Source organism: Bradyrhizobium sp. UFLA05-153 (assembly GCF_054185185.1).
Genome location: NZ_JBBIAM010000048.1, coordinates 54,655 through 63,677, shown reverse-complemented (window position 1 = coordinate 63,677; position 9,023 = coordinate 54,655). Strand labels below are relative to the sequence as shown.

The following is a 9,023-nucleotide window of genomic DNA, read 5'->3' as shown; positions in this document are numbered from 1 at the left end:
TATCTCGTTGCCATCATCGACTGGGCGAGCCGTGCAGTGCTAGCGTGGCGTATCTCCAATACAATGGATACCTCGTTTTGCCTCGCTGCGCTCGACGACGCTCTGGCACGGTATGGCAGGCCGGAGATCTTCAACACCGACCAAGGCAGCCAATTCACGAGTGCGGCCTTCACCGGCGCGTTGGCCGGCGCAGGGATCAGGATCTCAATGGATGGCCGCGGTCGTTGGATGGACAATGTCTTCATCGAGCGGCTGTGGCGCTCGCTCAAGCATGAGGACATCTATCTCAAGGGCTATGCCGACGGTCGCGAGGCCAAGGCAGGAATCGCAAACTGGATCGCCTTCTACAACGGTCGCCGCCTTCATCAGGCACTCGGTTATCGCGCGCCGATGGCGGTCTGGCGCGAACGGATGCAGGCTGCGAAGGCTGTGGACATGATGGACAACGCCGACGCGTTGACCACATGCCCACAGCAACAGCAGCAGACAGGGTTTCTCGCAGCGTGATAGAAACGGATCAGGAGCGGTCAGTTTCCAACTAACAAACCGGCTCAAGCGGTCCCGCTCCGCGGGTCCATTTCATGACATCGGAGTTTTTGACAACCAAGCATGGCTTACGTCAGCTTGTGACAACAAGTTTTCCGATCCTGCTTATTGACGAAAGTCAGGACACTGCTCGGCCATTCATGGATGCCGTCCTCAACCTTCAATCTGGTTATCCGGAGAGCTTCTGCTTGGGGCTCTTTGGTGACACGATGCAGCGGATCTATGCAGACGGCAAGGAACGGCTGGCTGAAGCCATTCCAGCCGACTGGGCGCGTCCACGGAAGATTATGAATCATCGTTGTCCGGTCAGAGTCATAACTCTGATAAACAAGCTTCGCGAAGATGATGACAGGCAGGAACAGCGCGCGAGGAGCGGTGCAGAGACGGGTGTTGTCCGACTGTTTCTTGTGCCCGGCACCGTCGCCAACCCCTCGAAGCTTGAAGCAGATATTGCAAAGCGAATGGCGCTTGTAACCGGTGACGAGAATTGGGCTACTGGAAACGACAAGATAAAAACGCTTGCACTCGAGCATATGATGTCAGGCGTTTTTTGCACCTCTTTATGGTTTCGAGCGTATGCGGACGAGTCTGCTTGAAGGAACTGGGGCTGGCATCGGCTTTTTCACCCGCGAACTGTTGCCCTTGGCAAAGGCACTAGCCGCAAAAGACCGCTTTGCCATTCCTGCTTCAGTTCGGCGGACCTCCCCGATCCTCGATCGCGATCGGCTTCGGGCCGCAGGACCTGACCAACGCAAACTGCTCGACCAGGCTAAAACTGCCTGCGATGGCGCTGCGAGCGCTGCTATTCCATGGGGCATCGCCATCCTTACGTTCAGTTCTGCAGTATGTCGCCGAAACTAGTCTCTTTACGATTCCCGATGTTTTGCTCCCGTTCTCGACCTCTGACGACGAGCTGAGCGATATGCCACCCGTCGACGATGAGGTCGCGGAGGATGCAAAGACCGAAACTGGAGCGTCGCGACTCGCGCTTGAGTCACCTTTTGATCAAGTTGAAAAATTTGATCAATACGTGCGAGGAAGCTCGCAGTTCGACACACACCAAGGCGTTAAAGGACTTGAATTTCCGCGTGTGATGGTGGTCATCAACGATGAAGAAGCTCGCGGATTCATGTTCAACTACGGCAAGCTTATGGGAATCAAGGCTAAGACCAAGGCCGATTTCGAGAATGAGGCTGCAGGAAGAGACAATTCCATCGATCGCACGCGTCGTTTGTTTTACGTGACATGCAGCCGTGCCAAGGAAAGTCTCGCCGTTGTATATTATTCCGATGACGCCAAGAGTGCCCGCGAGCAATTGATAGAGCGCGGATGGTTTTCCGATGAGGAAATCGAAGTTGTCGTATGACCTCTCGCTGGTACCTGCACGTTTAGTGTCACGATTTTCACTAGAGTTGCCGTTTTCAGTGTTCGTTGAACATAGTCAATTCGGTGAAAATTAGGAGCTCCGACTGTGAGTGATATGCGAATCGGTGGCGCGCCATCTAAGGACTCGCTTGCGATTTGATGGAGTCGCGCGACTTGACTTCGGGGCCCAAAGCGTGCTCCACCCATCCGCTCGACAAGTGGTCGCCATCCGAAGAATTTCTCGATCAGACCATTGAGGTCTCCCGTACATGCGAATTCAAGGATGCCTGCGCCGTATTTGTTCTCGTCGTGCTCGGAGCTACCGCGCGGCTCGCGGGATTCAGTATCGTCAGGTTCATTCGATCCATCCGAGACGAACTGCTGATCGTGCTCTCTCTACCTCGTCCTCGGAATCGGCATTGCCCCGCCTGATGAGCAAATTGAAGGCTGCCGGCTGCCCCGAATCCGTAGTCGGCGTCGTCGTTCCAGCCGGCGCTACTCCTTCAATCTCGACGGTACGTGCATCAACTTGACCAAGATGGCGATCGTCCGGGCTCAGGCAACGAATACCCACCTGGGGATGGAAGGCCAGCTGGCGCTCATTGGTGTGCTTTTGCTCACGTCCAAAGGAACGGCGAGCGTTACCGGAGGATCATTCGTCGTGCTCGCTGCCACACTCGCCTCCCTAAACACGCTTCCCGTTGCAAGCATGGCACTCATCCTCGGTGTATGTCGCTTCATCTCGGAGGGGGATGCCCTGGTGAACGCAATCGGCAACGGTGTTGCTGCAATCGTGGTCGCCCGGTGGAACGGCGAGTCAATTGAGAAGCAGCTTCACGCTGTCTCAACGACCGGACCCAGCGTGGCACCTGACGCTCAGGGAGGGCTCTAGATTCTTCAACCGTACCCTTGTAGGCGGCAGGGCATTGTCGATTCGACGGCGGGGTGCAGACCCGTAGGAGGCAGAGCAGTTGACAACTAGCCTTTCTCGTTGTCGATCTCGTTCTTGGTTGCCGTGATCTCTGCGATCTGTTCCTCAATGCCGAGAAGCCTCTGGGGCATGCCCAAACGCTCAAAAGCCTCACGGGCCGTGCGGTAAGCAGCAATTGCGTCTTCGAGCTGTGGCGAGTTGCGCGAGTGCGTGCCGAGAATAGTCAGGGCGTAACCCAGCGCTCGCTGGGCTTCGGCCCAGTTGTACGCCCCAAAGTCTGCGATCTCCTTGCCGGTAGTGGCTTGAAGGATTTCAATGGTCTCCTGGAGATAGGCGCCCTTTCGCGTCAGCCGAGTGAGCTCCAATAGAGCCGACGCCAGATACCGCGTTGCGATCAGGTACTCAAACGGCATGCGCTGATAGGTGACCTCCAACAGCGCACTTCTGAACGCTTGAATGGCCTGTTCTACATAACCGACGGGCTCCTTTTGCAACTTCGCACTTTGCAAGAGAACTGCCCCGAGGCGCGTTTGTGACCGGCCCCAATGTTGGGGTTGCCGTTCGCGGGTCTCGATTTCAAGCGCCGTCCGATAAGCGTCACTGGCCTTGGTGAGATGTGCAAGCTCGCCCGTGTGATCATAAAGCTGCACGTATGCATCTCCAAGATTGCCAAAGGCGCAAAGGTCTCCGGATCGATCCCGTGAGAAGATTTGCTGAGCCCCATCGAACGCAGCAATCGCCTGCTTTGTTAAATCCGAATTCTTTTCCAGTCGTCCTCGCTCCATAAGCGCGTTGCCCAAGTTTAGCTGCGTCTGGGCCCACTCGGTCGGGCTACACTCGATCGTGCGGACCTGCAGCGACTTACCGAAGGCTTCGACGGCTTCGCGCAAAGCTTCCGGATCCTCTTCGAGCTTCCCGAGCTCTATAAAAGCTACGCCGATGTTGTTCTGAGCAAGTGCCCAGTAGCTCGGGAGTTCCTCGGCTGGACCTATCGTTCCGTAGCGGAAAATGCCGATTGCCCGCCGCAACTGCTCGGCGTTGTGTAGCCCCGAGGCCGCGGTCGTCAGCGCGTTTCCAAGAGTCATTAGCGCAGGAAAGGCGGTAACAAAAGGTATCGGTCGCGAGGGACTAAACAACATATCGGTGAGTGCGACTTCCACCTCCTTCAGCGCTGACGGATCGCCGAAAGCGGTTGCCAAATCCACCAAAGTGCTGCATTGGCGGACAAGGTAGTCCATAGCCTTCTCGGCATCCACGTCGCGCACTAGCCTTGCGGCCTGCTCGTAGTGTGCCGCAGCGTCATGCAGGGCTTCTCGTGTGCCCTTCAGGCTTGCGGCCGCGCCGCGAGAGGCCCGCGTCTGCGCGGCGGAGAGCCGCTTGCGCGTGACCGTTGCCTCAAGTTCCTCCAATTGGTCCAGATCCAGCGCTTCTGCCGCCGCGAGCTCGCGGTCAGCCTTATCGAAGTCGCCCTCGCCGAGGGCATTGGCGGCCGACTGGCGGTGCCCCTGCACGGCCGGATCGTCGTTGGTAAGCCGGGTTAGCCGCTCGGTCAGCGCTTTGAATTCGGCCGCTTTGGCGGTCAGTCGTCGCGTGATTTCCGCGACATCGTCCGTAGCCGCTTCTTCCCAAGCGTCCAGGATGGTGAGCAGTGCAGCCTTCGGAACGCTCTCCCTCTCGGACACGATCCGCAACACTTCATTGACCTTGTCTGAGATCGCGCCGAATTCTCGACGTGCCTCATCACGTGCTTGCTCGGCGAAGGGGTTGAATGTGGGATCGAATGTCTTCCACGCATCAGCGTAGCTTGCCGCAGTATCCTCAATGTCATCCCAGCCCCATACCTCGACACTAATGGGGCGGTCGGTGGTATCGAGGAGTTGAGTCAACTCGCGGGCGGCTCGCTGGATTTTGGCATCGCGCGCAGCGGTCGTAACGAGATAGAACTCGGAAATGGAAGGGGTGAAATTGTGGGCCTTATCCAGTTCGACCTTTAGTTCGTCTATCGTGATTTCGTCGTTGGAAAGCTTACACTGAACGCCGACCATCTTGTCCCGATCGTTGTTCCGGTAACCGTAAAGATCTACTCCATGCTGCGGTTGGCCGGTGCGTCCATGCATTCGTGTGTTGGGATCAGCCAGCACGCGTGCAAACAGGTCTCGCATTTTCCGCTCGAAATCCTGCCAATCCTTGGGTTTTGGCAGCCGAACATTCGAGAGTGAAGACATCGCGACGCTCGCGATCATGGAAGCACGGTAGCATTCTCGACCAGAACGCCGTCGTTCGCAACTAGCCGAAGCCAAATGAAAGCCTGGGGAATTCGGACGCGGTCGGAGCTCCGAACAAGTGATGACGAGGAATTGGGGGGCCAACGCCGCCCTGCAGGCCTCTCGGAGGTCAGCGGAAGTCAATGCTACGACGAGTAGCTCGGCCGGGCGGTAGTATTGCGGGAGGGCGCCCGCTTACGACTAATTTCCGCAGTGAATTCCGTTGCATACATTGCTCTCGGTTGTGCGGCGTGCAAATATCGCGCGCGGGGCGCCGCGATTCGAACCCCCGACGCGTTATCCTTCCGAGCTGACAAAATTGCTATTGCGCCATTCCGACAGGCGGAAATCCAATTAGAGATTCAATGCGGCTTTACCAGCCCATATGTTGGAATGAGCGTTGATTTTCTTATGAAATCACACGCCTCTTAATCAGCGGCTCCGTCGGACCATCTTCGACCGTTGAGTGGACGACGCCCACATTCACCATCACCGGTCTACCGCCATCGAATACAGTGTGCGAACTTGCGCATGAACGAAAAGTGGACGTATCTGGTGCGGTCGTCGCGCTCCGGGCAACTGGAACGACGTAAGCTTTTGATCTCATTGGTGGGCCTTCCTGAACACATATCGAACCGTATGCATCGCTCCAGGGCCCGAGGCGCGCGAAGTTTTCGAAGAAATCAGGCGCGGAAATATCCTCGAAATTCTTTAGCGGCGGATTTTGATTCCACTCGGAAGGCCCCTTTTCGCCCTACAGAGCTTTACGAAACAGTACTTAAACACGCAAACCAATTACAGTTTCTACGATTTGCTCCGCGCAAATTCGCGCGGTGTGTCCTCCCAGAAATTCCCTTTCATTTTCAATGACTCCTAGACCCTCTCGGCGGATCCACGCAGCATAGACGCAGCATGGAGGGTTCTAAGGTGCGCTCACTGACCTTCGAGTGTTGAGCGATGTTCAACTGAGCCGTTGAGAAGAGATGCCTCTGAGATCAGAGCATCCAACAGCTTTGCTAGTTTCGAGGTCTCATACCCTTCGGGCGGCGCCCCTCTGCTTGTCTGCTCCAGGAAGTGGCGCATATAGGATTCCTTGTGCTCCAGCGCTCCCTGCCAAGCATCGATATCTCTTTTGTAGTTGCTCGAGATGACCTGTGCTGGTGGATATCCGCTGAGGTTTAGATCCAAATAGCATTCGATCGCGGCTGCTCTTCCATTAATATCGCAAGCGCTCACACCCTTGGGTCCTCGGGCCGGGACGCTCCGAAATTCCTCCAAATACGGCAGGCGCATCGCCCGCATATTGCTCGAAAGCCTCAATTCCTGAAGTTTACGATAGGCATCGACCCCTTCAGCATCATTGTCGAGCAGGAACAGCACTTTATTCTGTATGTCGATGCGGAGTAAGCCTTCCGCGAATTTCACCAAATTGCCTGTGCCCCAAAAATGGTGCCGCTCCTCTACATCAATAAATCGGAAGAAATCAGCGACGTCCGGCCGTAAGATTTCGAGAGCGCGACTGACGATGCGCGCATCCGATGCGCCTTCGGTGGCGACCAGAATTGATTGGGTTCGCCTCGCTCCACATTGGAATGACTCCCGAGCGGCCCAGCCCGCGTTCACTAGCGGCCCCAAATTGCCAAATAACCTCAACTTCGGCATTTGCCGGATTTGTGCCGAAAACTTGCAGCATCGCCGGCGCGCTAAGAACACACAGCTTTGACGAAAAATAGCTCGCTTCGGACCAATATAGGTCCGAGTTGCCGGCCCACGGGACGCGATCGATATCGTCATCATTTGCCAATCGCCCCTGGGCGATTTTCTCGCGTTCGGGCGTATCAAACTCGATATATTCAGGTGAAAGGCTCGATAGTGGATATCGGCATGCAAGCGAGCAGAATTCCTCAAATGTCAGAATGGACGCCTCTTCCGCTTCTTCGGGCGGATCGTCATCTGTCGTCTCCATCGTGGAGTCGACGAGCGACTCGTACTCAGCCCGTGCGTGTTCAAGCGTATACCCAAGTAGCTGAAGCCTTGGGAGCACGCGGCTAAGCGGTCTTACGAACGCGGCCTCATGCGCAGCGAGTTCGCTCTGCTCTTCTGGATTGTTCTGGTAGTAGTCATAGTTGATGGCGTCCGACCGACATCGAGTGAGATCGCCATGCTGAAACAAGAAACCATAATCGAACCCCATGTCATTTTTCGCATAGTCCAGCGAAACGTGGCCTGTTGTCAGTTGAATTTCTGTCCCCACTGGATGACAACCTCCTTCCGCGATACACCGTTAGGTCTCTACACTTTGAGGCACATATATACTGCGAATCGTCGCCCGAGCTGTCATGCGCTTTACAAAATCGGATATTCTCGACGAGTTTGCGCGGCAAGACCGATGTTATCGGCTGGCTATCATCTCAAGCCACGGCTCCAAGGTGGTGCTCAGTATAAGCCAAGCGCGATCGAAGAAGCCCGAGGCCTACAGATGAAGGTGCTCGACACGTGGGTGTCTTACTCCGATCTTTCAATGCTACTTGAGCAAGACACGTCGCGGTTTTCGATCACTACCGACTTGTGCTTAACCGGCTTCATGCCCTCATTCGCGTCCCGTTCGAGCTGTTAAGCGACTATTGCGAGGATTTTGATCGCGCGGGCCCTGGAAGTGCGATGGTCAAAAAGCTTCGCGATGCAGATTGGTACGAATATGCGCGAGCCATCCGAAACACGGTATCGCACAATTTCCGTTTCGATTTTTCGCAATACAAGCCGGAGAAATTCCCCATCACGTGGCGGGGCATCTTTCTGACTCCGGACCTCGATGGGAAAACCATCACGTTCGAACCGTTCTGGCACAAGTCCGGCTATGAGCTCCTTGTTGCGATGCGGGACTTTGCCGAGGCTTTGCCAGAGTGATGATTTGACCAGTTCATGATCGTGCGAAGGCGATGAGTGGCCCGAGATCATGGTTATCGGCAGCCTGAAGCGCTGCAATGTAGGCCGTGCACGCGGTGCCGGCTGTCTGCAAGTCTGCGCCGCCCCATGTAAAGCGCCGGCCGCCAAGCTGCACGACTAACACATCAGCAGCCAATCGTGACCAGCGACCGTTGCCGTTTGGAAACGGATGTACGGATACGAGGCGGTGATGGAAGCGAATGGCAAGTTCGTCCGGTGGATACGTGTTGTTCTCGACCCAATACCTTGCGTCGTCGAGTACCTGATGCAGTGAAACTTCGATCAAATGCGGCGCGACGTCGAGATTGCGCTCCGTCATTCGGAATTTTCCAGCCCAGCGCCAGACACGTTCGAACATACGCCGGTGCAGGCTCTTGAGAAAACTTTCTCGCGTCGCAACTTTCCGGCGACCGAATGCCCAACGGTTTGCCGTCGCGATGTTCTGCTGCTCGAGTTCGTTCAACTCGCTACGCAAAGTAATGTGCGTTGGGATAAGATCTTCGCGCTCCTGGGGCGTCAGCGGTGTCGCGTGATCGTCGGCGGCGTGCAGATCAGTATCAGTCATTCATCATCCCAGAGACGCGCGGGGCGTTTCAATAAATCCTCGATCGCTCGCTCCCGAAGCGCGCGGGCAGCCTGATTGTCCTCCACGGCCTGGTCCTCAAGCCGCATCGTTTGTTCGATGGCTCGTGATTGCCGCTCGGCGATCTCGGCAGCTCGCTTGGTTACAACTTCCGCGAGGGGGCGCTCGGGTACAAGCACATAGACCAGCCTGCAGCCGAGGGCCTCGGCCGCGCGTTGTAGCGTATTGAGGGTTACACTGCCGCCTTGCTCGGATTTTTCAAGTTCCACGATGCGTGGCTGCGAAACCCCCAGCCTCTTTGCATATTGGGCGGTGGTCATGCCGAGTGCGTCGCGGATCGCGCGAAGCCAGCCCTTGGGGGGGCGCTGGGCGTGCGAGAGCGCTCGGC

The 9,023-nt window shown here is 56.3% G+C and carries 10 protein-coding genes and 1 pseudogene; 6 read left to right on the top strand and 5 right to left on the bottom strand.

The window, feature by feature from the left end:
• The 5 genes from Q2941_RS26420 to Q2941_RS26400 form a co-directional block, all read left to right on the top strand.
• A partial coding sequence (locus Q2941_RS26420; RefSeq protein ID WP_458194183.1) for a transposase occupies positions 1–507 on the top strand: 507 nt, incomplete at its 5' end.
• Positions 508–581: 74 nt separating this feature from the next.
• A complete protein-coding gene (locus tag Q2941_RS26415; protein WP_458194182.1) occupies positions 582–1,142 on the top strand; it encodes a hypothetical protein in 561 nt (186 codons plus the stop codon).
• 77 nt (positions 1,143–1,219) lie between these two features.
• Positions 1,220–1,912 carry a hypothetical protein gene (locus Q2941_RS26410; protein ID WP_458194181.1) on the top strand — a complete coding sequence of 231 codons (693 nt, stop codon included), beginning with the start codon at positions 1,220–1,222 and terminating at the stop codon, positions 1,910–1,912.
• 268 nt (positions 1,913–2,180) lie between these two features.
• Positions 2,181–2,444, top strand: a complete 264-nt coding sequence (locus tag Q2941_RS26405; RefSeq protein WP_458194180.1) for a cation:dicarboxylate symporter family transporter — start codon at positions 2,181–2,183, stop codon at positions 2,442–2,444.
• Positions 2,445–2,449: 5 nt separating this feature from the next.
• Positions 2,450–2,803, top strand: coding sequence for a cation:dicarboxylate symporter family transporter (locus tag Q2941_RS26400; RefSeq protein ID WP_458194188.1), 354 nt, complete (start codon positions 2,450–2,452; stop codon positions 2,801–2,803).
• A gap of 86 nt (positions 2,804–2,889) precedes the next feature.
• Here Q2941_RS26400 and Q2941_RS26395 read toward each other — a convergent pair whose 3' ends face one another.
• The 3 genes from Q2941_RS26395 to Q2941_RS26385 all read right to left on the bottom strand — a co-directional run bounded on the left by Q2941_RS26395 (position 2,890) and on the right by Q2941_RS26385 (position 7,360).
• The gene (locus Q2941_RS26395; RefSeq protein WP_458194179.1) at positions 2,890–5,085 is read right to left on the bottom strand and encodes a tetratricopeptide repeat protein; all 2,196 of its coding nucleotides are present in this window, start codon (positions 5,083–5,085) and stop codon (positions 2,890–2,892) included.
• A gap of 954 nt (positions 5,086–6,039) precedes the next feature.
• Positions 6,040–6,531, bottom strand: coding sequence for a hypothetical protein (locus Q2941_RS26390; RefSeq protein ID WP_458194178.1), 492 nt, complete (start codon positions 6,529–6,531; stop codon positions 6,040–6,042).
• Between the two features lie 58 nt (positions 6,532–6,589).
• Positions 6,590–7,360: a HEPN/Toprim-associated domain-containing protein gene (locus tag Q2941_RS26385; protein ID WP_458194177.1), complete on the bottom strand. Its 771-nt coding sequence runs from the start codon at positions 7,358–7,360 to the stop codon at positions 6,590–6,592.
• 407 nt (positions 7,361–7,767) lie between these two features.
• On the opposite strand from Q2941_RS26385, the gene Q2941_RS26380 reads away from it, so the two are divergent.
• Positions 7,768–8,013 carry a hypothetical protein gene (locus tag Q2941_RS26380; protein ID WP_458194176.1) on the top strand — a complete coding sequence of 82 codons (246 nt, stop codon included), beginning with the start codon at positions 7,768–7,770 and terminating at the stop codon, positions 8,011–8,013.
• Positions 8,014–8,026: 13 nt separating this feature from the next.
• On the opposite strand, the gene Q2941_RS26375 is transcribed toward Q2941_RS26380, so the two are convergent.
• Entirely contained in the window at positions 8,027–8,617 is a 591-nt protein-coding gene (locus tag Q2941_RS26375) for a mobile mystery protein B (RefSeq protein WP_458194175.1), read from the bottom strand.
• Positions 8,614–9,021, bottom strand: a pseudogene (locus Q2941_RS26370) (mobile mystery protein A); the annotation flags it as partial. The pseudogene Q2941_RS26370 and the gene Q2941_RS26375, both read right to left, overlap by 4 nt.
• Positions 9,022–9,023 lie beyond the last annotated feature (2 nt).